The 23,850-nt window shown below is 66.0% G+C and carries 22 protein-coding genes and 1 tRNA gene; 9 read left to right on the top strand and 14 right to left on the bottom strand.

The features are described from left to right. Positions 1-4 precede the first annotated feature (4 nt). Positions 5-2,623, top strand: a complete 2,619-nt coding sequence (gene glgP / locus QFZ57_RS01110; protein WP_306897335.1) for an alpha-glucan family phosphorylase — start codon at positions 5-7, stop codon at positions 2,621-2,623. Positions 2,624-2,685: 62 nt separating this feature from the next. Next, positions 2,686-4,473: a thiamine pyrophosphate-requiring protein gene (locus tag QFZ57_RS01115; protein WP_306897337.1), complete on the top strand. Its 1,788-nt coding sequence runs from the start codon at positions 2,686-2,688 to the stop codon at positions 4,471-4,473. 46 nt (positions 4,474-4,519) lie between these two features. Here the strand turns inward: QFZ57_RS01115 and QFZ57_RS01120 are convergent, their stop codons facing one another. The 8 genes from QFZ57_RS01120 to QFZ57_RS01155 form a co-directional block, all read right to left on the bottom strand. Then, positions 4,520-4,876, bottom strand: coding sequence for a barstar family protein (locus QFZ57_RS01120; protein WP_306897339.1), 357 nt, complete (start codon positions 4,874-4,876; stop codon positions 4,520-4,522). A 7-nt stretch (positions 4,877-4,883) separates the two neighbouring features. Continuing rightward, entirely contained in the window at positions 4,884-5,372 is a 489-nt protein-coding gene (locus tag QFZ57_RS01125; protein ID WP_306628655.1) for a ribonuclease domain-containing protein, read from the bottom strand. A gap of 50 nt (positions 5,373-5,422) precedes the next feature. Then, positions 5,423-7,528, bottom strand: a complete 2,106-nt coding sequence (gene glgX / locus QFZ57_RS01130) for a glycogen debranching protein GlgX (RefSeq protein WP_306897341.1) — start codon at positions 7,526-7,528, stop codon at positions 5,423-5,425. An 82-nt stretch (positions 7,529-7,610) separates the two neighbouring features. Beyond that, the gene (gene rlmB, locus QFZ57_RS01135; protein WP_306628657.1) at positions 7,611-8,600 is read right to left on the bottom strand and encodes a 23S rRNA (guanosine(2251)-2'-O)-methyltransferase RlmB; all 990 of its coding nucleotides are present in this window, start codon (positions 8,598-8,600) and stop codon (positions 7,611-7,613) included. A 102-nt stretch (positions 8,601-8,702) separates the two neighbouring features. Next, positions 8,703-10,160, bottom strand: a complete 1,458-nt coding sequence (gene cysS, locus QFZ57_RS01140; RefSeq protein WP_306897344.1) for a cysteine--tRNA ligase — start codon at positions 10,158-10,160, stop codon at positions 8,703-8,705. A gap of 9 nt (positions 10,161-10,169) precedes the next feature. Then, positions 10,170-10,682: a 2-C-methyl-D-erythritol 2,4-cyclodiphosphate synthase gene (gene ispF, locus QFZ57_RS01145; protein WP_306897346.1), complete on the bottom strand. Its 513-nt coding sequence runs from the start codon at positions 10,680-10,682 to the stop codon at positions 10,170-10,172. After that, positions 10,679-11,461, bottom strand: a complete 783-nt coding sequence (gene ispD / locus QFZ57_RS01150; protein ID WP_306897347.1) for a 2-C-methyl-D-erythritol 4-phosphate cytidylyltransferase — start codon at positions 11,459-11,461, stop codon at positions 10,679-10,681. The genes ispF and ispD overlap by 4 nt, the downstream gene beginning before the upstream one ends. Before the next feature lie 108 nt (positions 11,462-11,569). Next, a complete protein-coding gene (locus tag QFZ57_RS01155) occupies positions 11,570-12,052 on the bottom strand; it encodes a CarD family transcriptional regulator (protein ID WP_011690592.1) in 483 nt (160 codons plus the stop codon). Positions 12,053-12,323: 271 nt separating this feature from the next. Here QFZ57_RS01155 and QFZ57_RS01160 point away from each other — a divergent pair, with 271 nt between their 5' ends. Then, a complete protein-coding gene (locus QFZ57_RS01160) occupies positions 12,324-12,920 on the top strand; it encodes a hypothetical protein (protein WP_306901495.1) in 597 nt (198 codons plus the stop codon). A gap of 84 nt (positions 12,921-13,004) precedes the next feature. Here the strand turns inward: QFZ57_RS01160 and QFZ57_RS01165 are convergent, their stop codons facing one another. Together QFZ57_RS01165 and QFZ57_RS01170 are read right to left on the bottom strand one after the other, a co-directional pair. Beyond that, a complete protein-coding gene (locus tag QFZ57_RS01165) occupies positions 13,005-13,685 on the bottom strand; it encodes a response regulator transcription factor (RefSeq protein ID WP_306628661.1) in 681 nt (226 codons plus the stop codon). Then, a complete protein-coding gene (locus QFZ57_RS01170) occupies positions 13,682-14,914 on the bottom strand; it encodes a sensor histidine kinase (protein WP_306901496.1) in 1,233 nt (410 codons plus the stop codon). The genes QFZ57_RS01165 and QFZ57_RS01170 overlap by 4 nt, the downstream gene beginning before the upstream one ends. A gap of 205 nt (positions 14,915-15,119) precedes the next feature. Between QFZ57_RS01170 and phoU the strand changes: the two genes are divergently transcribed. Then, the gene (gene phoU, locus QFZ57_RS01175; protein WP_306897350.1) at positions 15,120-15,782 is read left to right on the top strand and encodes a phosphate signaling complex protein PhoU; all 663 of its coding nucleotides are present in this window, start codon (positions 15,120-15,122) and stop codon (positions 15,780-15,782) included. 76 nt (positions 15,783-15,858) lie between these two features. Here the strand turns inward: phoU and QFZ57_RS01180 are convergent, their stop codons facing one another. After that, positions 15,859-16,605, bottom strand: coding sequence for a phosphoglyceromutase (locus QFZ57_RS01180; protein ID WP_306628663.1), 747 nt, complete (start codon positions 16,603-16,605; stop codon positions 15,859-15,861). A 164-nt stretch (positions 16,606-16,769) separates the two neighbouring features. On the opposite strand from QFZ57_RS01180, the gene QFZ57_RS01185 reads away from it, so the two are divergent. After that, the gene (locus QFZ57_RS01185; RefSeq protein WP_306897352.1) at positions 16,770-17,603 is read left to right on the top strand and encodes a class I SAM-dependent methyltransferase; all 834 of its coding nucleotides are present in this window, start codon (positions 16,770-16,772) and stop codon (positions 17,601-17,603) included. On the opposite strand, the gene QFZ57_RS01190 is transcribed toward QFZ57_RS01185, so the two are convergent. Together QFZ57_RS01190 and QFZ57_RS01195 are read right to left on the bottom strand one after the other, a co-directional pair. Further along, a complete protein-coding gene (locus tag QFZ57_RS01190) occupies positions 17,588-17,941 on the bottom strand; it encodes a DUF2516 family protein (RefSeq protein ID WP_306628665.1) in 354 nt (117 codons plus the stop codon). The genes QFZ57_RS01185 and QFZ57_RS01190 overlap by 16 nt on opposite strands. Before the next feature lie 9 nt (positions 17,942-17,950). Beyond that, positions 17,951-19,141 (bottom strand): trans-sulfuration enzyme family protein, encoded by a 1,191-nt coding sequence (locus tag QFZ57_RS01195; protein WP_306897355.1) that lies wholly within the window; start codon positions 19,139-19,141, stop codon positions 17,951-17,953. A 135-nt stretch (positions 19,142-19,276) separates the two neighbouring features. Here QFZ57_RS01195 and tmk point away from each other — a divergent pair, with 135 nt between their 5' ends. The 4 genes from tmk to QFZ57_RS01215 all read left to right on the top strand — a co-directional run bounded on the left by tmk (position 19,277) and on the right by QFZ57_RS01215 (position 22,854). Then, positions 19,277-19,951 carry a dTMP kinase gene (tmk, locus tag QFZ57_RS01200; RefSeq protein ID WP_306897357.1) on the top strand — a complete coding sequence of 225 codons (675 nt, stop codon included), beginning with the start codon at positions 19,277-19,279 and terminating at the stop codon, positions 19,949-19,951. Then, complete coding sequence (locus QFZ57_RS01205) at positions 19,948-21,111, top strand: DNA polymerase III subunit delta' (RefSeq protein WP_306628668.1); 1,164 nt, start codon at positions 19,948-19,950, stop codon at positions 21,109-21,111. The genes tmk and QFZ57_RS01205 overlap by 4 nt, the downstream gene beginning before the upstream one ends. Next, a complete protein-coding gene (locus tag QFZ57_RS01210; protein WP_306897360.1) occupies positions 21,108-22,676 on the top strand; it encodes an alpha/beta hydrolase in 1,569 nt (522 codons plus the stop codon). Before QFZ57_RS01205 ends, QFZ57_RS01210 begins: the two co-directional genes overlap by 4 nt. Positions 22,677-22,781: 105 nt before the next feature. Further along, a tRNA-Thr gene (locus QFZ57_RS01215) sits at positions 22,782-22,854 on the top strand. A gap of 229 nt (positions 22,855-23,083) precedes the next feature. On the opposite strand, the gene QFZ57_RS01220 is transcribed toward QFZ57_RS01215, so the two are convergent. Next, positions 23,084-23,560 (bottom strand): hypothetical protein, encoded by a 477-nt coding sequence (locus tag QFZ57_RS01220; protein ID WP_306628670.1) that lies wholly within the window; start codon positions 23,558-23,560, stop codon positions 23,084-23,086. Positions 23,561-23,850: the final 290 nt, after the last annotated feature.

A 23,850-nucleotide genomic window follows, 5' to 3' on the forward strand; every position in this document is an offset into this window, starting at 1 on the left:
GCAGGTGAAGGCAATCCGCAGGTTTACGGTCCGTACAGTCCTCCCCGAGCCCATTCGGCCCCTGGCCAGGCTGGCCAGCAACTTGCGGTGGTCCTGGCACCGCCCCACCCGGGAACTTTTCGCCGGTCTGAACCCGCGCCTCTGGGAGCAAAGCGGGCAGGACCCCGTGGGCTTCCTGGGAATGGTCAGCCGCGAGGAATTCCAGCGGCTCGCCGCGGACCAGTCGGTGGTGGACCGGGTGCGCGCCGCCGAGGAGGACCTCGACCGGTACCTCGAGGAGCCGCGCTGGTACCAGGGCCTGGGCCCGGATGCGCCCGCCTCCATCGCCTACTTCTCCCCTGAATTCGGCATTACCGAGGTGCTCCCCCAGTATTCGGGCGGCCTGGGCATCCTGGCCGGCGACCATCTGAAAGCTGCCTCGGACCTGGGCGTTCCCCTGATCGGAGTGGGCCTGCTGTACCAGGCGGGCTACTTCAAGCAGTCACTGTCGCGCGATGCCTGGCAGCAGGAGACCTACCCCGTCCTGGATCCGGACGGGCTGCCCCTGACCCTGCTCCGCGAACCCTCCCCTGACGGCAACGGCCAGGCCCTGCAGATCTCCCTTCCCCTCCCCAACGGAAGGCGGCTGCTGGCACACATCTGGCGTGCCGACGTCGGACGCGTTCCCCTGCTCCTGCTCGACTCCAACGTGCCGGGCAACGATGACGCCGCCCGCAGCATCACCGACCGGCTGTATGGCGGCGGCGGCGACCACCGGCTGCAGCAGGAACTGCTGCTGGGCATGGGCGGGGTCAAAGCCCTGCGCGCCTTCCAGAAGCTGACAGGCTCCGCCGCGCCCGAGGTTTTCCACACCAACGAAGGGCACGCCGGGTTCCTTGGGGTCGAACGCATCCAGGAACTGATGTCCGGGGAACAGTCGCTCACGTTCGACGAAGCACTGGCCGCCGGGCGCGCCTCCACGGTGTTCACCACGCACACCCCCGTGCCGGCCGGCATCGACAGGTTCGAGATCAACCAGATCAGCCACTTCTTCCAGGCCGGACTTGCCCCCGCGGTGCCGGTGGACAGGATCCTGGAACTCGGTCGGGAGAACTACGCGGAGGGCAACCCGTCCGTCTTCAACATGGCGGTGATGGGCCTGCGCCTGGCCCAGCGCGCCAACGGGGTGGCCAAACTCCACGGCGAAGTGTCGCGCGGAATGTTCTCCGCCCTGTGGCCGGGCTTCGACCACTCCGAGGTGCCCATCACCTCTGTGACCAACGGAGTCCACGTCCCCACCTGGGTGGACAGCCTCGTCTCCAAGCTGGCCCGCGACCAGTTCGGCAGCGAAGCCGAAGCGAACGGGCGCTGGGACCTGGCCTACAACGTCAGCGACGCCGACGTGTGGGCCTTGCGCCGGGAAATGCGGGCAGCCCTGGTGGAGGACGTCCGCCGCAGGCTGCGCGCGGCCTGGAAGAAGCGTGGCGCGGCCGATGCCGAGCTGGGCTGGACCGACAACGTCCTGGACCCGGATGTGCTCACCATCGGGTTTGCCCGCCGGGTGCCCACCTACAAACGGCTGACGCTGATGCTGCGCGAACCGGCGCGGCTCAAGGCGCTGCTCCTGCACAAGGAGCACCCCATCCAGCTGGTTATCGCCGGAAAGTCACACCCTGCCGATGACGCCGGGAAGAAAATGATCCAGGACCTGGTGCGGTTCACTGACGATCCCGAGGTGCGGCACCGCATCGCCTTCCTGCCCAACTACGACATCGCGATGGCCAGGACCCTGTTCCCGGGCTGCGACGTCTGGCTGAACAACCCGTTGCGGCCGCTGGAGGCCTGCGGGACGTCGGGCATGAAGGCGGCACTGAACGGGTCGCTGAACCTGTCCGTCCTGGACGGATGGTGGGATGAGATGTACGACGGCGAGAACGGCTGGGCCATCCCCACCGCCAACAACGACGCCTCTCCCGAAGAGCGCGACGACATCGAGGCCGCAGCGCTCTACGAGCTGCTTGAAACACAGGTGGCGCCGCGCTTCTACGGGAGCACGGTGTCCGAGGGGGCGGGGGCGGCCGGGCCTTCCACCACCGGGAGCGAGACCGTGCCCACCCACTGGGTGTCCATGATCAAGCACACCCTGTCCCACCTGGGTCCGGCCGTCTCCGCGGAACGCATGCTCCGCGACTACGTGAACATCCTGTACCGCCCCGCCGCGGAAGCCGGCCGCAGCGCCACCGCCAACTCGTACACCCAGGCCCGCGCGCTGGCGTCCTGGTCGGCGAAGGTCCGCGGCGCCTGGCCCCAGGTGCACGTGGAGCACGTGGACTCGGTGGGCGTGTCCGAGGATCCGCAGATCGGCGACACCCTCCAGGTGAATGCTTACGTGGCGCTGAACGCCCTCACCCCCGAGGACGTCTGCGTTGAGGTGGCCTACGGCCGGGCGGAAGAGAACGATGCCCTTGCGGACATCACCATGATGGAGCTGCAGGTGAAGGAGGACCTGGGCAACGGGCGGCACCTGTTCAGCGGCTCACTGGTCATCGACCGCTCCGGGCCGTTCGGATACACCGTCCGCGTACTGCCCCGGCACGAAGCCCTGGCCTCGAAAGCGGAGCTCGGACTGATCGTCAACGCTTAGTTCCCGGGCCAGGTGGGTAAGGCTCCTGGCAGGCAGGGCACCAACCCGACGCAGGAGGGCTTATGACCGAACGTACAGTGGCCGACGTAATCGTGGAGCGCCTCACCACATGGGGTGTCGGCAGGGTCTTCGGCTACAGCGGGGACGGCATCAACGGGTTCATGGGTGCGCTCCGCCGGTCCGAAGGACAGGTGGAGTTCATCCAGGCCCGGCATGAGGAATCGGCGGCGTTCATGGCCGTGGGGCATGCCAAATACACGGGCGGCGTGGGAGTGGTGACTTCCACCCAGGGCCCCGGCGCGGTCCACCTGCTCAACGGCCTGTATGACGCAAAGCTGGACGGCGTGCCGGTGGTGGCCATCGTGGGACAGCAGAGCCGCACCGTCCTGGGTTCGGCCTACATGCAGGAAATCGACCTGACCGCGTTGTTCAAGGATGTCGCATCGCAGTTCGTGCAGCAGGTCAGTGCACCTGAGCAGGTGCCCATGGTCCTGGACCGGGCGTTCCGAACGGCGAAGGCCACCTCCTCCCCCTGCGTGGTCATCGTTCCACACGACGTGCAGTCCGCTCCCGCCCCCGAACTGGAGCAGCAGCACGGCATCGTGGTCACCGCCCCATCCTGGAACGCAGCGGCCAAGACCCCGCGCGAAGAGGACCTGGCCGCCGCAGCCGCCCTCCTCAACTCTGCCGAGAGGGTTGCCCTCCTGGTGGGCCAGGGCGCCAGGCACGCCGGCAAGGAAGTGGTTGCCGTGGCGGAGAAGCTTGGGGCGGGGATAGCCACCAGCCTCCTGGGAAAGCCCTACGTGGATGAGACCCTGCCCTTCGCGGTGGGAACCATGGGGCACTTAGGCACCACGGCGAGTGCCCACCTGCTGGGCAACTGTGATGCCCTCCTCATCGTGGGCTCCAATGACCCCTGGACCGAGTTCTATCCGCCGCCCGGCGCCGCCCGCGCCGTGCAGATCGACATCGATGAGAAGAAGATCGGCAACCGGTACCCGGTGGAGGCGGGCCTTGCGGGCGATGCCGCATCCGCCCTGGAGGCCCTGAACCAACGGCTGGAACACCGTCCACGGACCCCATGGCGCTCCGCCGTGGAGGAGGAAGTCAGCCGCTGGCGCATCCTCGCGGCAGACCGGGCCGCCGTGCCCGCAAGCCCCGTCAATCCTGAGCGTGTGGTCCGGGAGCTCAACGGCCGCCTGCCCGAAAACGCCCAGGTTAGTGTCGACGTCGGAAGCTGCGTCTACTGGTACGCCCGCCAGCTGGTGCTGCCACAGGGCGTCCCCGCGCACCTGTCCGGGACGCTGGCCAGCATGGGCTGCGCCATCCCGTACGGGCTTGCTGCCAAGCTGGCGCATCCGGACCGCCCGCTCGTGGCCCTTGCCGGGGACGGCGCCATGCAGATGCTGGGCGTGGCCGAACTGGTCACGGTGGCGCACCGCTGGCGCCAGTGGCAGGACCCGCGGTTCGTGGTGTGCGTCTTCAATAACCGGGAGCTGACCGAGGTCACGTGGGAGCAGCGTGAGTCAGAGGCCGAGCCGCGGTTTGCCGCCAGCCAGGAACTTCCTGATTTTCCCTTTGCCGCCTACGCGGACCTGCTGGGGCTGAAGGGCATCCGGGTAGAGGACCCTGAACTGATCGCGGATGCCTGGGAGCAGGCCTTTGCCGCGGACTGTCCGGTGGTGATCGAGGTCCTGACCGACCCTGAGATCCCGTTGCTTCCGCCGTTCCCGGCCGGGCGCCAGAAGGCGGAAAGCATGCGCAAGGGGCTCGCTGCGGAGGACGACGGCGGCCGGGCCTCTGCGCTGCTGGACACCTACGTCTCCCACGAGGAGCGCCCGGTGGGCTAGCTCCGCGCGCCTGCTGGCAGCGCGTTTTCAGCGCAGCACGGCAGGTTCAGAGCAGCACGGCGGTGACGGCAAGGTCCTTGCCCGCGTACCGTTCGGCGTCCTGCAGGATTTCGCAGATGATGCCGAACGACCGGTCGCCGCGGAACGGGGCAGCGACCTGCCACAGGACCGTGACGGGCGGGTTGCCGTTGTCGGTGATGCTGTCGGCGAAGTCGTGGAGCGAGTCGTTCAGCGCGTCAAGGTTCACGCCGTAGTGTTCGGGGAAGTCCAGGACCTCACCGAAGGTTTCCAGGACGGCGCGTTTGCTGTCCGCCGGAGGGATGATCACGCTGCGGCGCCCGGCGTCGGCCACCTGTTCCTGCAGCTCTTCCAGGGTCCAAGTGTCGCCGGAGAAAATTTTCATGGGTGTGCTAGCTGCCTTCTGCTATGTACTTGAACGTTTCGTAGTGGTCACCGGTGTAATACTTCTCCCCGCCGTTGCCCGCGACGATGCGTCGTGCGCCACGGTCGGATTCGCCGGGGGTGGGGACCGTGTACTCCCGGTAGTAGCCCCGGTCCCGGACGGGCAGGACCCGCTCAAAGTTGCCGAATACCTGGTCATCCTGGCTGAACTGGAAGGGACCGCCCGCCCGGATCAGCCCCAGCACCCGGCGGCCATCCGCAGGCAGGGCGGATTCCCTGATCTCCGGCAGGCTGGACGGGTTCGTGCGCCGCTGGGGCGACGACTGTTTTGCTGCCGCGGACGTGGCCGTTCCGTCCGGAGTGGCGGTGCGGCTGGAAGCCGTTCCCGGCGTCGTGCTTTCCGTCTGCTGACCCAGCAGCCCGGCGCCGCCGAACGCCACCATGGCGAGCACCACAAGGGCGGCGAGGAGCAAGGGAAGGATGGAACGGTTGCGCATTCGGGTTTTACCTGCCGGCTGGATGTTGCGGGGTCCTGTTGTTACGGGGTTCAGGTGCGGTAGATGCTGATGGAGTTGGCCTCGGCGAGGTCGGTTTCCCCCGAGGCCACTTGGATGCCCTGCCGCTCTTTGTGGCGGGGTGAGGTGGTCAGCCGAAGCTCGAACAGGCTCGGGGTTTGCCGCCCTGCATCCGGGAGGGTGACCAACACGTCCGAGGCGCCGCCGTTCACCACCACCAGCCCGGCCAGTTCGCCGCCGTCGTCACCCAGCAGGAGCTGCATGACGCGGTGCTGCGGATCATTCCAGCGTTCAGCGGACATGGGCTGGCCATGCTGGTCGAACCAGTAAAGGTAGGACTGTTCGTCCCGGACGGGGAAGTCGTGGGGCTGGGCAGCCAGGAACTCCTTGCGCAGCCGGATGTACCGTTTCGTGCTGCGCAGCATTTCGTGCGCCTCCGGCGTCAGCGTCCAGTCCAGCCAGGTCATGGCGTTGTCCTGGCAGTAGGCGTTGTTGTTCCCCTGCTGCGTCCGCGCCAGTTCGTCTCCTGCCATGATCATGGGAACCCCGAGCGCGACCATGAGCGATGCCATCAGGTTGCGGCGGGCCTGGGCACGCTTGGCCAGGATCGCTCCGTTCTCGGTGGGTCCCTCCACGCCGTGGTTGTAGCTGCGGTTGTCCCCATGACCGTCCCTGTTCTCTTCGCCGTTGTCCTCATTGTGTTTCCGCTCGAAGGAGACGAGGTCGTTCATGGTGAAGCCGTCGTGGGCGGTGATGAAGTTCAGCGACGCCAGCCGGGATCGGCCGGACGCCTGGAAGAGGCCCGCAGAACCGGACAGGGCGTCTGCGAGCTTGGCCATGGTCCCGCCGCTTCCGCCGGAATCAAGGGCCTCGCGGTCTGCTACCCAGAAGGTCCGGACCGCGTCCCGGAAGTGGTCGTTCCAGTCCACCCAGCCGCCGGGGAACCGGCCGGTCTGCCAGCCGCCGTCGCCAATGTCCCAGGGCTCGGCAATCAGCTTGACCTCGGACAGGACGGGATCGGCGGCCACGGCGGTCAGGAAGGGGTGTTTGGGGTCGAATTCGTTCGCAGCGTTCCGGCAGAGCGTGACGGCGAGGTCGAACCGGAACCCGTCGATGTGGAACTCGTCCACCCAATACCGCAGTGAATCAGTGACCATCTGGACCACGCGCTGGTCCGCGAAGTTGAGCGTGTTGCCGCAGCCCGTGGTGTCGATGTACTTGCCGTGGCCGTCCACACGGTAGTACGTGTCCTCGCCCAGGCCGCGGAAGCTCAGGACCTGGCCGTCCGGACCGCCCTCGGCCGTGTGGTTGTAGACGACATCGAGGATGACCTCCAGACCGGCAGCGTGGAGTGCCTTGACCATGGCCTTGAACTCGTCCTGGACGGCCTGCGGGCCTTCCTCCCTGGCTGCCCGGGTTGCATACCCGGGGTGGGGGGCGAAGAACGCGGCGGTGTTGTAGCCCCAGTAGTTGGTGAGCCCGAGGTCCTGCAGGTGCGGCTCATCGATATGGAAGTGCACGGGCAGGAGCTGGACGGATGTGATGCCCAGGCTGGTCAGGTGCTCCACCACGGCGGGGTGGGCCAGGCCTGCATAAGTGCCCCTGAGCTCCTCCGGCACATCGGGATGGAGCATGCTCTGGCCGCGGACGTGGGCTTCATAGACGATGGTGTTGCGCCAGGGCAGACGCAGGCGTTCGTCCGTCCCCCAGTCGAAGTGAGCGGCGGTCCGGACGCTGGCAAGGACGCCATCGCGCTGGTCCACTCCCCGGCCATACGGGTCCAGCAGCAGGGGCCAGCCGCCGGGACCTTTCCCGTCGCCTGCGGGAGGCGCAGACGTCAGCGGTTGGCCGTCCGGGGAGGGACGGAAACCGTAGCGCGATCCGTACGGCAGGTCCTCGACAATGCCGTGATGGACTCCGCGCGTAAGGTTCGGCAGGGTCTGGACCCGCCACTGGCCGCCCGGAGGGCAGTAAACGATGTCCAGCCTGGCAACCGCGGGGGCGAAACAGGCCACGTTGGCCCGGCCGCCGGCGTGGTGCCGGGTACCGCCGGAATCAGCGCGCGGAACGCTGACACCAAGGGGAACAGCCGAAGAGGCGTCCATGGTGGAAGCAGTGTCGAAGAGCGGCATGACCATCACCTAAATAGTAGCGGTCAGCGGCACTTGACCTGCCCGTTCTCCGCTGCGGCGCAGGGAAACCAGCCCGGAGGCCTGGAACCTATCCGGCCGCGCGCTGGCGGGAGACCTCATACAGCGAGATGCCCACGGCCATCGAAGCGTTGAGCGACTCCATGGCGGAATCGATGGGGATGGAGACAATCTGGTCGCAGTTTTCGCGGACCAGCCGGCTCAGGCCCTTTCCTTCCGAGCCCACCACGATGCACACCGGTTCGGTGGCCAGGGTGAGGTCAGGCAGCGAGACGTCGCCGTCGCCGTCGAGCCCCAGCACGAAGATGCCCATGTTCTTGAACTGCTTCAGGGCATTGTTGAGGTTGGAGGCGCGGGCCACCGGCACGCGGACAGCGGCACCGGCACTGGTTTTCCAGGCCGATGCGGTAACGCCCACGGAACGGCGCTCAGGGACGATGACGCCGTGGCCGCTGAAGGCGGAGACGGAGCGGATGATGGCGCCCAGGTTCCGGGGGTCCGTGATGCCGTCCAGGGCAACGAAGAGCGGCGCGTTGCCGACGTGCCCCTTCTTCCACTTCTCCACGGTTTCCTCGGCCAGTTCGTAGGCGTCCTGGTACTCGTAGGGCGGGATCTGCAGCACCAGGCCCTGGTGCACGGCGTCGTCGGTCATCCGGTCAAGCTCGGGCTTGCCGGTCTCCAGCAGCGGGATACCGCGCTCGGCGGCAAGCTTCAGGGATTCCTTGACACGGTCGTCCATCTCGATGCGGATGGCAACGTGCAGGGCTTTGGCGGGGATGCCGGCCCGGAGCGCTTCCACCACGGAGTTCCGGCCGGTGACTACCTCTTCGGTGGCGCGTCCCTTGGGGCCGGACTTGGCCGCGCCGGCGCTGCGTGCACCGGTGCCGCGCTTGGCTGCGGAACGCTCGGCGAGCTGCCTGGCCTTGTGTGCTTTGTGGTACGGGCGGTCCTCCGCCTTGGGCGTGGGGCCCTTGCCTTCGAGAGCCTTGCGGCCATGGCCACCGGTTCCGATGGTCGGGCCCTTCTTCGCTTTAACCGATCGGCGACCATTGTTGGCCATGATGTTCCACCCTTGATTGTGACGACTGAATCTGCATACCAGTCTACTGACCCGAAAAAAATCGGCGTATCCGGGCGGGGTTCAGCCTGGCCTCAGCCCCGCTCAGTCGCGCTTGAGGCTCCAGGTGGGACCGTCCGGGCCGTCCTCCACCACGACGCCGGCCTGGTTCAGGGTGTCCCGGATCGCGTCGGAAGCGGCCCAGTCCTTTTCAGCTCGGGCGGCTGCACGGGCTGCCAACTGGGCTTCCACCAGGACGCCAAGAGCCTTGGCCTCCTGCGTACCCGCTGCTCCGGAATCTGCCACAGCGTTCAGTCCGAGGACCCGGAGCATATCGTGGACGTGATGCAATGCCTGCCGGGCATCCTCCAACCGGTCCTCGGTGAGGGCTGTATTGCCGGACCGGACGGTGTCATGGAGGACGGCCAGCGCCTGCGGCACATTCAGGTCGTCGTCCATGGCGCGTTCAAAGGCTTCGGGTACCAGTCCGTAGGTGAAAAAGCTGTAGGTGCCGTCGACGGAAAGGGCGCGGACGGCCCGGCTGATGAACCCATGAATGCGTTCGACGGCGGCCGCGGCCTCCTCCAGGGACGTGGGCCGGTAGTCGAGGATGGAGCGGTAGTGCGCCTGGCCGAGGTAGTACCGCACCACCCGGGGCGATGCCAGTTCCAGCATTTCCCCGGGGCTGATGGTGTTGCCGATGGACTTGGACATCTTTTCGCCCTGGTAGGTCACCATGCCGTTGTGCATCCAGAAGTTGGCGAACGAATGTCCTGCCGCCTGCGACTGCGCCATCTCGTTTTCGTGGTGCGGGAAGCGCAGGTCCAGGCCGCCGCCATGGATGTCGAACGCGGTGCCCAGGTACTTGGTGACCATGGCGGAGCACTCAAGGTGCCAGCCGGGCCGCCCGGCACCCCAGGGCGAGGCCCAGCTGGCGGTGGCCGGCTCTCCCTCTTTGGAACCCTTCCACAGCGCAAAGTCGCGGGGATCCTTCTTTCCGCGGGGGTCGGCGTCGGGCGCTGCCTGCATGTCGTCGATGTTCTGCCGGGTCAGGGCCCCGTACTTGTCCCACGAACGGACGTCGAAGTACACGTCACCCGAATCGTCCAGCGCAGGATAGGCGTGCCCGCGGTCGATGAGCTGCTGGATCAGGGCGTGCATCTCGGGGATGTGCCCGGTGGCCCTGGGTTCGTAGGTGGGGCGGGAGACGCCAAGGGTGTCGTAGGCCTTCAGGAATTCCTGCTCGTAGCGGTACGCCAGCGCCCACCACTCTTCGCGCGGCACTTCTCCCGCCTCGGGGCTGAAGTCCGGCGCGAAGGAAGCCTCGGACTTGGCGAGAATCTTGTCGTCAATGTCCGTCACGTTGCGGACCACCGTGACGCGCAGGCCGCGGTACTCCAGCCAGCGGGTGAGCTGGTCAAAGGCGATGGCGGAACGGATGTGGCCCACGTGCGGCATCCCCTGGACCGTGGCCCCGCAGTAATAGAGGCTGACCTTGCCCTCAACGATGGGGACGAAGTTCCGGACTTCGGCGGAGGCAGTGTCATAGAAGCGCAGGGTCACTGCTCCAGACTAACCGATGGCTGGGGGCTGCCGCGGGTACACCAGGGCGGTGGCAACCGCGGAAATACCCTCCCCGCGTCCGGTGAATCCCAGGCCGTCGCTGGTGGTTGCCGTGACGCCTACATGCGCGCCCACGGCTTCGCTTAGGATCTTTTGTGATTCTTCCCGGCGCGGCCCGAATTTGGGGCGGTTGGCCACGAACTGCACCGCAACATTGCCTATTTCGAAGCCGGCTGCCCGGACGATTCGTGCAGCTTCAGCCAGGAGGGTTGCGCCGGACGCCCCGGCGAACTCCGGGCGGTCGGTGCCGAAGTGGGTGCCGAGGTCGCCGATGCCGGCAGCCGAGAACAGTGCGTCCGCGGCAGCGTGGGCCACGGCGTCACCGTCAGAGTGCCCGGCGAGGCCGCGTTCTCCGGGCCAGAGGAGTCCGCCGAGCCACAGCGGACGGGGTGAGTCCTCCGGTGCGTAAGCGTGGACATCGATTCCCACTCCGGTGCGCGGCAGAACCATGTCCGCGCTCATCCCTCCACCCACCGGGCGCCGAGCGGGCCTTCCAGGAGTCCTTCGGCGAAGATCAGGTCAAGGGGTGTGGTGATCTTGAGGGACTGCGTTGAGCCACGGACGGCGTGGACGGGTGTGCCGAGCATCTCCACGAGCATGGCGTCGTCGGTGACGGCCGCGGACTGCTGCTGGTCCAAGCCCTGTGCCGCCTGGTGCGCCTGCAGCAGGGTGCCGATCCTGAAGCCCTGGGGCGTCTGGACAGCCCGCAGTTCCTCGCGGCGGGCCGTCCCCGTGACAACCTCGGGCGCCAACGCAGTGTCCCCGCCCGTGGTGGCCGCCACCGTTTTGACGGTGTCCACCACGGGAAGCGCGGGAATGACGGCAGCAGCACCGGCGGCAAGGGCATCGGAGACGCGGTGGAAAACGGATTCGGGTGTCAGCGCGCGGGCGGCATCGTGGACGAGGACCGCTTCGATGCCGTCCATCAGTGCAGCGATACCGGCACGGACGGAGTCGGCCCGGGTGGATCCGCCGTCGACAATCGTCACGAGGGGGCCGGCGTCTGCGAGTTCACCGCGGAAGTCGTCACACAGCTGGCGCAGTCCCTGGTCGCCGGCGGGCAACGCCACGCAGACCTGGCTGGCGACTCCTGACGCGACAATTCCCCGCAGGGCATGCATCAGGATCGGCTCGCCGCCGAGCGGTACGGCCGCCTTGGGCATGCCGTACCCGAGGCGCTGCCCTGAACCGGCGGCCACCACGATGACTGCAGTGACCAGGCGCGTGGGTGATTCACTCATGCGCCTAGCCTACGACGCCGCCACTTCGGTTAGGTGCCTAAGACACCGCCGGGGAGGAGCCAAAAAAAGTAGCCCCGGCGGCACTTGCGTGCCGCCGGGGCTAAATTCTTAGGAAGCCAGGACCTCGTCGAGAACGCTTGCAGCCTTCTCCTCGTCGGTCTTTTCAGCCAGCGCCAGTTCTGAAATCAGAATTTGACGGGCCTTGGCCAGCATTCGCTTCTCGCCTGCGGAAAGGCCCCGGTCGTGATCCCGGCGCCACAGGTCGCGAACAACCTCTGCCACCTTGATGACGTCACCGGAAGCAAGCTTCTCCAGGTTTGCCTTGTACCTGCGTGACCAGTTGGTTGGTTCCTCGGTGAACTCGGCGCGGAGCACATCGAACACGTGCTCCAGGCCTTCCTTGCCCACTACGTCCCGGACCCCAACAAGGTCAACGTTCTCTGCTGGAACTTCAATGGTCAGATCACCCTGAGCCACCTTGAGCTTGAGATACATCTTCTCTTCGCCCTTGATGGTGCGCATCTTGATTTCTTCAATCTTCGCAGCACCGTGGTGAGGGTAAACTACTGTCTCGCCGACCTCAAATACCATGTGGACATTTCCCCTTTCCCGCAGACCAGTTTATCACGATTCAGGCATATGACCGGCCGAAGAAAGGGCCCGCAACCGCGAAAATACGCGGAAAATGAGCCCAATCGACCCCCTCCACCCCCTTGACGGATGCACAGATTAGTGCATGGCGTGAGCGCTCCCACAGCCGATGTGACACCGCCGAATCCTCGTTTGACGCTCATTGCGGATAGGCTATGGCTGAAAAAGACTTCAAATTTCTCGAGGAGTACGTGACGTGCGTTCCACTGCGATGAACCGGGCCCAGCGCGGCAAACTGGCACTGACGGCTGCTGCCCTTGGCGCCAGCCTGCTGACCGCGGGCTGCGGTTACATCACGCCCCAGCAGACCAACCACCAGTACTCCGCCTCGGATGGCATCCGCGCAGACCTTGGCCCCCTGCAGCTGCGGAACATCCTCATTGTCTCCACGGGCGAGGACGAGCCCGGCCGCCTGATTGGCGCCGTCTACAACTCCTCCTCGAAGGACGTGAAGCTCACGGTCAACGGCGCCAAGGGTTCACAGACCGAGGTCCCGGTGAAGGCCAACTCCTACACCCTGCTGAACGAGAAGTCAGACGAGGCCATCCTGAGCACCACCGGCGGCGTGCCCGGCTCCCTGGTGGACGTCAAGATCACCGAGAACGGCACCAACCTCAGCAACACGGTCAAGGTTCCCGTCCTGGACGCCACCTTGGAGGAGTACAAGAACTACGTACCGACTCCGAGCCCCTCGGAAACACCTTCTTCTTCTTCTGCAAGCCCCAGCGCCAGCTCTTCAGCCGGCGCCAGCTCCTCCACGAGCGCCACTCCGGGCGCCACGGCAAGCGCCACCGGCACCAGCCGCTAGGCAGGGCCCGGCAGCACCGGCACAACGAAAGGGAGGAGCCACCGGCTCCTCCCTTTTTGTATGCCCTTGTCCGTGCCGCCCGCCCTACGGCTCGAACTTGTACCCGAGGCCGCGGACAGTGACCAGGTAGCGCGGAGCGGAGGGATCGGGCTCGATCTTCCCGCGGAGGCGCTTCACGTGGACGTCCAGGGTCTTGGTGTCGCCCACGTAGTCGGAGCCCCAGACGCGGTCGATCAGCTGGCCGCGGGTCAGCACCCTGCCCGAGTTGCGCAGCAGCATCTCCAGGAGCTCGAACTCTTTCAAGGGAAGCAGGACCTGCTCGCCGTCCACGCTCACCACGTGCCGTTCGATGTCCATCCGGACCGGGCCGGCCTGGACCGTTGAGGAGATGAGTTCCTCCGGTTCACCCTGACGCCGGAGCACTGCCCTGATCCGGGCCACCAGTTCGCGGGAAGAGTAGGGCTTGGTGACATAATCGTCGGCGCCGAGCTCCAGGCCCACTACTTTGTCGATTTCCGAATCCTTGGCGGTCAGCATGATCACGGGAACACTTGAGCGCTGGCGGAGCTGGCGGCACACCTCAGTACCGGAAAGCCCGGGGAGCTGCAGGTCAAGCAAAACCAGGTCAGCGCCGTTGCGATCAAATTCGGTGACAGCGTCCAGTCCGTTATCCACCACCTCGACCTCGAACCCTTCCTTACCCAGCAAATAGGACAAGGGATCGCTGAACGACTCCTCGTCCTCAACAATCAAAATCCTGCTCAAGCGCTAGCTCCTCGTTCTGTTGCGCCGGCGGCGCGGTGTACTTGGGTGGGATGGGGCTGTTCCGGCGCCAGTGCCGGTGCTTCTGTTGCGGCAGGCCCGGGCCCGCCGTCCTGCCCTTCCATCTCGGGCAGCCGGAGGGTGAACGTTGACCCCTTGCCGGGCTGGGACCAAAGGGTCACTTCGCCGCCGTGGTTCGATGCCACGTGCTTCACGATGCTCAGGCCCAGGCCGGTACCGCCCGTCTGGCGGGACCGCGCCGCGTCCGCGCGGTAGAAACGTTCGAACACGCGTTCCTGGTCCTCAGGAGTGAGTCCCTCCCCCTGGTCGGTGACTGAAATCGAGACCAGGCCTTCCCTGGAACGTACACCAATGCCCACCCGGGTGTTGGCCGGTGAATAGCGGATGGCGTTGTCGATGAGGTTCCGCAGCGCAGTCACCAGGAGGTCCTGGTCGCCGAACACCTTGCCATCGGTGCGGCCCCCCACCATGATGCTGATGTTCTTGCTTTCCGCGGGAAGCTGGGACCGGTCCACGGCCTCGGCGATGACGGCATTGATGTCCACGGGGCCGCCCTGCTGCGTCACGCTGGCGCCCTGCAGGCGCGAAAGTTCGATGATGTCCTGCACCAGGGCGGCCAGGCGGGCGGATTCCTTGTGCATGCGCTTGGCAAAGCGGCGGACAGCTTCCTCGTCATCGGCCGAGGACTCGAGCGCCTCGGCGAGCAGGGAGATGGCGCCCACGGGGGTTTTCAGTTCGTGCGAAACGTTGGCGACAAAATCATTGCGGATCTCTTCGGTGCGGGTGATCTCGGTCCGGTCATCGGCAAGGAGCAGGATATATTCCTCACCCAGCATGGCCGCCCGGACCTGGACGACAATGGTTCCCTGGCCCAGCGGCCCCCGCGGAAGTTCGAGCTGCCTTTCCAGGATGACGCCGTCCCGCCGGACTCCAGCCGCCATGTCCAAAAGCTCCTTGTGCACCACAGTGTGCCCGCGGACCAGTCCGTAGGCGTAGGCTGCGGGGCTGGCACGAACCACGCCGTCCACGTCGTCCAGCACCACGAAAGCACGTCCGACGACGGCGAGCACCTCCGCTGCGCCGGCTGGCAGCGCCGGCTCCCCGGCACCGACGTCCAGCAGCTCGCGCTGCTTCTCGCTCACACGGTAGGCAAGCACGCCGAATGTGCCAAGCGCCAGGCCGATAAGGCCAGCAACCAGACCGATGAGCATAGGATCCACAGCTCCACCTTATGCTCTTGTCCATAGCCCCCCGCCGCCTTCAGGCCCGTCCGGCAAACGGTTCAACTAACGTTCATCTGGGTGGGCATAACCGTTTACCCGGCGATGACAGAGTAAGTGACCAGAGCGCCCAATGGCGACACGATTCCTGCTGCCCTGGAGCGGCCGGCGGGAGTTCCAAGGAAAGGACGCCTACGTGCGTAAGGTTTTTCAGGAAGAGCTCACCCAGGTCGGTGACCAGCTGGTGGAGATCTCCCGGCTGGTCAGCGAAGCGATGGACAAGGCCACTACCTCATTCCAGGTAGCGGACGTGGACCTCGCGCAGGACGTGATCGCCGCGGACGCGCGCATCGACTTCCTGCAGAACAGCCTTGATGAGCGGGCCATCGACATTTTGGCGCTGCAGGGTCCTGTAGCCAGCGACCTGCGCATGATCGTGGGTTCCCTGCGGATGAGCGCATCCCTCGAGCGCATGGGCGACCTGGCCCGCCATATCGCCCAGCTGGCCCGTCTCAGGTACCCCTCCACGGTGATTCCCGAGTCCATGACGGAGACGTTCAACCGGATGGCCGAGCTGGACCAGCTCATCGCCGACAAGCTGACGGTCCTGCTGGAAACCCGCGATCTTGAGGTGGCCAGGGACATCCTGAAGGCGAACACCGCCATCAACGACCTGCACTTGAGCGTCTTCAAGGCCATCGCAGCCCCCGAATGGTCCGAGTCCCCTGCCACCACCGTTGACGTCGCCCTCGCCAGCCGCTACTTCGAGCGCTTCGCCGACCACGGCGTCTCGGTCGCACAGAAGGTGACCTACCTGGTCACGGGTGCCTGGCAGCCGAACGCCAACGAGCACAGCTGAGCATCAATCCGGAGGAATTACGACGGCGGCCGGTCACCTTCCCAGGTGACCGGCCGCCGTCGAACACGTTAATGCCCTACTTCTTGCCCTGGTTGGCTACAGCCAGGATTGCCTCCTCGGCGGCCTCCGGGTCAAGGTAGGTTCCGCCGGGCTTGACCGGCTTGAAGTCCTCGTCCAGGTCGTACACCAGCGGGATGCCCGTGGGGATGTTCAGGCCGGCAATGGCATCGTCGCTGATGCCGTCCAGGTGCTTGACCAGCGCGCGGAGCGAGTTGCCGTGCGCGGTGACCAGGACGGTCTTGCCGGCTTTGAGGTCTTCCTTGATGTCCGATTCCCAGTACGGCAGCAGGCGGACCAGGACGTCCTTCAGGCATTCGGTACGAGGGAGGGCGTCGCCGAGGTCCGCGTAGCGGGGGTCGTGGGCCTGGGAGAACTCGGAGTTGTCGTCCAGGGGCGGCGGCGGGGTGTCGTAGGAACGGCGCCATTCCATGAACTGCTCTTCGCCGTATTCGGCGAGAGTCTGCGCCTTGTCCTTGCCCTGCAGCGCGCCGTAGTGCCGTTCGTTCAGGCGCCAGTCGCGCTTGACCGGGATCCAGCCGCGGTCGGCCTTGTCCAGGGCGATGTTCGCGGTGTTGATGGCCCGCTTCAGCAGGGAGGTATAGAGCACGTCCGGGAGGATGTTGTTCTCCACCAGCAGCTCACCGCCACGCGCTGCTTCGGCGCGGCCCTGGTCGTTCAGGTCGACGTCCACCCAGCCGGTGAACAGGTTTTTTGCGTTCCATTCGCTGTGGCCGTGGCGCAGCAGAATCAGCTTGTAAGTCATGATTTTTATCCTAGCGGAGCAGTGTTGCCGCCCGCCCAGCGTTACAAGGCCAGCGGCCGTGGTCCCGCTCCCCCATCACCGGCGTGCACTGGCAGGGCGAGTGTGCGTGTGCGGAGACCCAGCCGCAAAGATAGGGTTGGGCGGTGGTTCAAAAGGCTGAACGGGTGAACGCCCCGCAACTTTCCGGCAGGTCGCCGGCCGCCAGGCAGGGCCGGCCTGTGGGCAACGTGACCCGCGGCACCACCAACCCCAACCGGATGCGCCGATTGGACCGCTGGCTGACCGGACCGCAGGCGTGGCGCCTGCGCGGGGCGGCCGACCCCCTCGTCGTTGACCTGGGCTACGGCGCAACCCCGGCCACCGCCGTCGAACTCCATGAAAGGCTCGCCACTGTCCGTCCGGACGTACGGGTCTGCGGGATCGAAATCGAACCGGAGCGCGTCCGCGCCGCGCTTCCGTTGCAGCGGCCCGGGCTGACCTTCCACGTGGGCGGCTTCGAACTCCCCGTTCCAGGGTGTCCTGTCCTGGTCCGTGCCTTCAATGTCCTGCGGCAGTACGAGGAAGCTGATGTCCAGGGCATCTGGCAGCTGGTGCAGGACAGGTTGTGCCCAGATGGCATATTCGTTGACGGCACATGCGACGAAATCGGGCGGCGCGTTACGTGGGTGACATTGGACCAGCACCGTCCGCTGTCCCTGAGCATCTCCGTCCGTTTCGGCAGCTTTGACCTGCCCTCGGACGTGGCCGAACGGCTTCCCAAAGCCCTGATCCACCGCAACGTTCCCGGCGAACCGGTTCATGCCTTCATGCAGGCAATGGACCGGGCGTGGCTTGGGAGCGCACCCCTTGCCTCCTTCGGCAACAGGCAGCGCTGGGTGGGCATGTGCCGGAGCCTGCGCGACGCCGGGTGGCCGCTTCAGGACGGACCGGCCAGGTGGCGCCTTGGCGAGCTGACGGTGGACTGGGAGGCTGTGGCCCCTGATTACCAGGGGCCGTAAGGGCCCATGTTGCGACTGCCGCCGCGGCCTGCATCCTTCACGGCGGGACGGACATCAGCCAGGTAGACGGAGGCTGCCACCACCGCGGCGAGCCCGAACAGGCCAAGGGTGCTGATGAGGCCTCCCCCGGCGCCGAACAGCGATATGACGCCGATCAGCAGAGCACCACCGGTCAGGGCAAGCCAGAACGTCTTGGTCCGCTTGCCGGTGGCTTCGAAGGCGTTGGCCCGGTGCCGGGCACAGTCCACGAACGCCCACAGTTCAAGCCCCAGGGCCACCAGGCCAAGGATAAAGAACACTGCCTGCTCTACAAACGCGATGATTATTCGACCGTCCACCAGTCCAGCCTAGCCGCCCAGCGCGTCCAGCGCCTGCTTCAGGTCAGCCCAGAGATCCTCAACGTTTTCCACCCCAACGCTCAGGCGCACCAGGTTCTCCGGGACGCTGACCGGTTCGGCCGAATGCCGGCGCCGGCGCTCGATCAGGGACTCGACCCCGCCCAGCGACGTGGCAGGCAGCCACAGCTCCAGCGCCTGCACCAGTTTGTCCGCCGCATCGGCACCACTCAGTCCTGCCGCGGGCGCCACCTGGATGCAGATGATGGAGCCAAACCCCTGCATTTGCGCTTTGGCCCGGGCGTGCCCGGGGTCGCTTCCGAGCCCGGGGAACCGGATGGATTCAATGGCCGGGTGCCCGGCGAGACGTTCGGCCAGGACCATCGCTGACTCCTGCGACCGCTCCACGCGCAGCGCGAGGGTCCGCAGGCCCCGCAGGGCGAGCCACGCTTCGAAGGGACCGGCGATGGCGCCGTGGATGATGCGGTGGTGGAGCAGCGCGGACCGGATGTCCGGGTTGGAGGTGACCAGCGCACCGAGGACGACGTCGGAGTGCCCGGCGAGGTACTTGGTCACCGAGTGGAGGACGACGTCGGATCCGAGCAACAGGGGCTGCTGCACCAGGGGGGTGGAGAAGGTGTTGTCAGTGACGACGATAGCGCCGGCTGCATGCGCGGCCTCTGCGACGGCCGACATGTCCGCTATCCCGAGCATGGGGTTGGTGGGGCTTTCCAGCCACAACATGGCCGCGGCTTTCGAGGACGGGCCCTCGGGCGCCAGGGCTGCCTTGACCGCATCAGTATCGGCGATGTCCACGGTCCGGAGTTCGATGAAGCCTTTTTCGGCGAGTTCCGAAGCCATCACCAGAGAGCCGGAGTAGCTGTGGTTGGGCATGACCAGCACACCGCCGGCAGGGATCAGAGACAGCGCCGAACTGACCGCCGCCAGCCCCGATGCGTAGAGCAGGCCAGGAAGCGCGGATCTTTCAAGCTGGCCGAGCGCCTCCTCGAAGGGATCCCAGGTGGGGTTGGAGTAGCGGCCATAACCCCGGTCACCGTCACCCAGTGGACCAGTGCCGAAGTAGGTGGAGGAAAGGGTAATGGGAGGATTGACCGGCTGGTCCCTCTCCCGTGGCGGACGCCCGGCCGCCACCACCACGGTTTCCGGTGAAAGGGAAGCGGCCTGATGCTCGGAAAGACTCATGGTGAAAAGCGTACTGTTCCTGCCGGATCCAGCGGAAAGCGGTGCCGCTTTGTGGACTGCTGCCGTTCACCAGGCAGCCACCTTTACTGCAGCTGCGGGTCGGGAAATGTCAGTACGCCTCGGTAGGCTTGAGAGGTGAACAAACAGAAGGCCGGCGTATTCATCGCATTCGAGGGTGGCGATGGTGCAGGCAAGTCCACCCAGGCGGCCAGGCTTGCTTCGGCCCTGGAGTCCAGGGGCTACACCGTGCTGTGCACCCGTGAACCCGGCGGCACCCCCGTGGGCGAGAAGCTGCGGTCGCTGGTGCTGGACCACGGCAACGGCGACATCGATGCCCACACGGAAGCCCTTATTTTCGCGGCTTCCCGCGCTGCCCACGCCACCCAGGTCATCCGCCCGGCTCTTGGCCGCGGTGAGATCGTGCTGACGGACCGGTACATTGACTCCTCCGTGGCCTACCAGGGGGCCGGGCGCAACCTCGGCCTGGACGCGGTGCGGACGGTCAACGAGTGGGCCACCTCGGGCCTTCAGCCACACCTGACAGTTCTTTTGGATGTTGACCCCCGGCTTGGCCGGAGCCGCCGGACTGCCGGCCAGGCTGCGGAAGACCGCCTCGAATCCGAGGCAGACGAATTCCACACCCGGATCCGGGACGCTTTCCTCAACCTCGCAGCCAGCCGCCCCGAGTCGTACCTGGTCCTCCCGGCCCACCTGCCAATTGATGAACTTGCGGCGCGGATCCTTGCCCGGGTGGATACCCTCCTCGCTGTTCCCGCCGCGGCAGCGGCCACGGACGGCGGTGGTTCATGACTGTCTGGGATGACCTCCAGGGCCAGCCCGCCGTCGTCGAACAACTCCGCCAGGCCGCAAGCGGTGAAAGTCTGACGCACGCCTGGCTGTTCACCGGCCCGCCGGGATCCGGCCGTTCAAATGCCGCCAAGGCGTTCGCGGCCGCGTTGAACTGCGACCAGGAGGACGTGGGCCTGCGTGGCTGCGGACAGTGCCAGGCGTGCCACACGATTCTGGGTGAAACCCATTCGGACGTGACGTTCGTGCGCACCGAGAAGGTCACCATCACCATTGACGAGGCCAGGGAACTGGTGGCGACGGCGGGTAACCGGCCCTCTTCAGGGCGTTGGCGGATCATTGTGGTGGAGGACGCCGACCGCATGGCCGAACGGACCACCAACGTGCTGCTCAAGGCCATCGAGGAACCCACGCCGCGGACCGTGTGGATGCTCTGCGCGCCGTCCCCGGCGGACGTCCTGGTCACCATCCGGTCCCGCTGCCGCAGCGTTGCCTTGCGGCTGCCCCCCGCCTCGGACGTGGCAGCACTGCTGGTCCGGCGCGACGGCGTTGACCCTGCCCTTGCGGAGCAGGCGGCCCGTGCAGCGCAGAGCCACGTGGGCATCGCCCGCCGGCTGGCCAGGGATCCCGCAGCAAGGGAACGCCGCCTGGAGACGGTCCGCTTTCCGCTTGGGCTGCGGGGCGTAACAGCTGCGGTCATGATGGCGGACAAGCTGGTCAAGATCGCCACCGCAGAGGCCAACAGCTCCAATGAGGAGCGGGACGCCGCGGAGAAGGCCGCCCTCCTGGCGACGCTCGGGGCGCCGGAATCCGGGACCCTGCCCCCTGCCATGCGCAGCCAGCTGAAACAGCTCGAAGACGACCAGAAACGGCGGGCCAAGAGATCCATTACGGACTCCCTGGACCGGACGCTCACGGATTTGTTGTCCTTCTACCGGGACGTACTGGTCATCCAGCTTGGGAACGCCGTGGAGCTGGTCAACGTTGAGCTGAGGAGTGAGCTGGAGGGGTTCGCAGCCCGCAGCACTCCGGAAGCCACGTTGGCCCGAATGGACGCCATCAACAAAGCCCGCGAACGTATAACCACCACCAACGTTGCCCCGCTGCTGACAATTGAGTCCATGGCGGCCAGCCTGATCCAGCCCTCCAAGGAGACCCGATGACTGCCCGCCCCCTGCCCGCACGCCGCAGGTCCCTGACGGTGGCCGGCCGGGCCGCCGGCGCAATGGCCCTGGCCATGGTCCTGGCTTCGTGCAGTCTTCTCAACGGCGGGGACAAGAACCCCCCCGAGGCTGCAACCGCCCGGGCCGACCCCTCAATCGTGGCGTCCGCTCCTGCCGGGCTGGAAAAGTTTTACTCGCAGGAAGTCGTGTGGCAGCCCTGCGAAGGGGAATTCCAGTGCGCCAAAGTGACCGTGCCAATGGATTACGCCAATCCTGCCGGCGAGACCATCCAGCTTGCCGCGCTGCGGGCGTCCAGCACAGGAAAGAAGACCGGCAGCCTCCTGGTCAATCCCGGCGGCCCTGGCGCCTCCGGTTATGACTTTGTCAAAGACGCTGCCGGAACGCATTTTTCAGCTGCAGTGCGCAACGCTTACGACCTGGTGGGCTTCGATCCGCGCGGCGTGAAGCGCTCCTCTCCCGTCACCTGCATGACGGATGCGGAACGCGATGCCGCCCGGGCCAAGATCTACGCGCTGGAAACTGATGCCGGGCTGGCGGCGGCCCTGGCCGACAACAAGGAAATCGCCGCCCAGTGCGCGGCGCAGACAGGCCCGGTCCTGGCGCACATTGACACCGTCAGCGCCGCGAAGGACCTGGACGTGCTCCGCGCTGTAGTGAACGACTCCAAGCTGAATTTCCTGGGGTACTCCTACGGCACGTTCCTGGGCTCCACGTACGCCTCGCTTTTCCCGGACAATGTGGGCCGGATGGTTCTCGACGGCGCCCTCGACCCATCAATCACCAATGAAGAGCTGACCAGCGGCCAGGCCCGCGCCTTCGAAAAAGCAATCCATGCCTACGTGGCCAGCTGCCAGAAGCAGAGCAACTGCCCCCTGAGCGGCGGTGTTGAGTCCGGTGTGCAGCAGATCCGTGACCTGATCAACGCCGTACAGCAGACACCCCGCACGGCCAAGGACGGGCGGCTGGTCAATGCAACCACATTGGTCAGCGGCCTGATCACCCCGCTTTACAACGACCAAAGCTGGCCGGCCCTCACCCAGGCGCTGGAAGCCGCCCTGTCCGGCGACGTAAGCCTCATGCTCCGGCTTGCCGATCTCGGCGCCGACCGTGCCCCCGACGGTTCCTACACGTCCAATTCGGCGCTCGCCTTCAATGCGATCAACTGCCTGGACTACCCCATGGTTTCGGATCCAACATCCATGCGGGCGGAAGAGAAGCGGCTGGAACAGGATTCCCCCACCCTGGGTTACTTCTTTGCCTATGGCGGGACCACCTGCGCGGACTGGCCGTACAAGAACGTCCGCACGCCAGCGCCGGTGGAATACAGCGGTGACTCCCCCATCGTGGTCATCGGCACCACAGGCGACCCCGCCACGCCCGTTGACTGGGCAGCGTCATTGCGCAAGCAGCTGGGAAACGCCGCCCTGCTGACGTGGAGGGGCGAAGGCCACACCGCCTACGGCCGGGCCAACAGCTGCCTTGAGAATTCAGTAGACAGCTACCTGGTAAGCGGCAAACTTCCGGCCGACAACACCATCTGCTGAGCCCCGCCGCAGCCTTTGCCCGCCCATTTTGACCGCGGCGGCGGGACTCTATTACAGTTGACTCTTGCATGAAGCGCCCGGTTCTTCCGGGGGGTTTCGTGCGGTGCTTCCTTAGCTCAGTCGGTAGAGCGTTTCACTCGTAATGAAAAGGTCATCAGTTCGATTCTGATAGGAAGCTCGGGATAAACCCCTAGGACTCGAGGGTTCTAGGGGTTTTTCGCTGGTTAAGCCATGAGCTTCTTCTGTGGCCGATACGCACCTGTGGCACACTCCGATTTCTTCTCTACAAGCCCAAGCCACGGTGATGCGGTTCCAGTCACGACGGGTGAGTCATAGTCCCCGGCACGGGACCTGGCCGAACCGGATCGAGAAAAACACCGAAGCGGATCTTGCACCGGCTGGCCCATTCATGGACGCGATTCGCCCAACGTCCGGGCTGGAACCGGGGCCCGGGGCGAGACGGCCATGTCTACTGGGCTGCTTTCCTCGGCCCGGTTCCTGATTCCGTGGAGCATCCTCAGGGACATGACGAAACTGGCAACTTCCACGGTCTCGACCAGGAACCGGGCCCACCACTGGCGATAGGCGTACCGCTCTCGAACAACGAGGCGGGTGGTTCCGTCTGGTTTCGGTTGGAGGATGAACGCCCAAGTGAAGTCGAAGGGCCCAGCTGCCGCGCTCGGGGGAATTCGCAGGACAAGGGCCCTTTCCGGCTCAAGGAGCCCCACCTCCAGGCTCGAGGAGTCCGTGGGTGCCAAATGAACCGGGTCCCCCACCTTGATGTCCTGCCACTCGGAGTGGATCCGGTCCGCGCTATGAATGTCCAGGCCGACGAGGTTTTCCAGGAAGTCGTAGCTGTAGAGGCCGCCCCGGCGCTGTCCCATCTGTGCCAACCAAGGCCAAACTTTCTCAGCCGGAGCATGGATGGTGACAGCCCGTGTTGCCTGCAGGCCAGCGTGAGTGATGAAACCGTCGCCTGGAAGCGGGCTGCCCCACTCCTCGGGGGTGGAACCCCAGCGGAGTTGGAGGCGCCGGAATGCGAATCCGCAACCAACGCCAGTGAGAATTGCGGGGACAGAGAGTGCTGGCATCATTTAGCCGAGTCTGCCAACCGGCAGTTCAGTTGTCATGGGCCGGAAGCCCCGCTTCCGGCCGGTTTTCCAAATCATCGGCG

Origin of the sequence: Arthrobacter sp. B1I2 (genome assembly GCF_030816485.1) — a bacterium.
Lineage (GTDB): Bacteria > Actinomycetota > Actinomycetes > Actinomycetales > Micrococcaceae > Arthrobacter.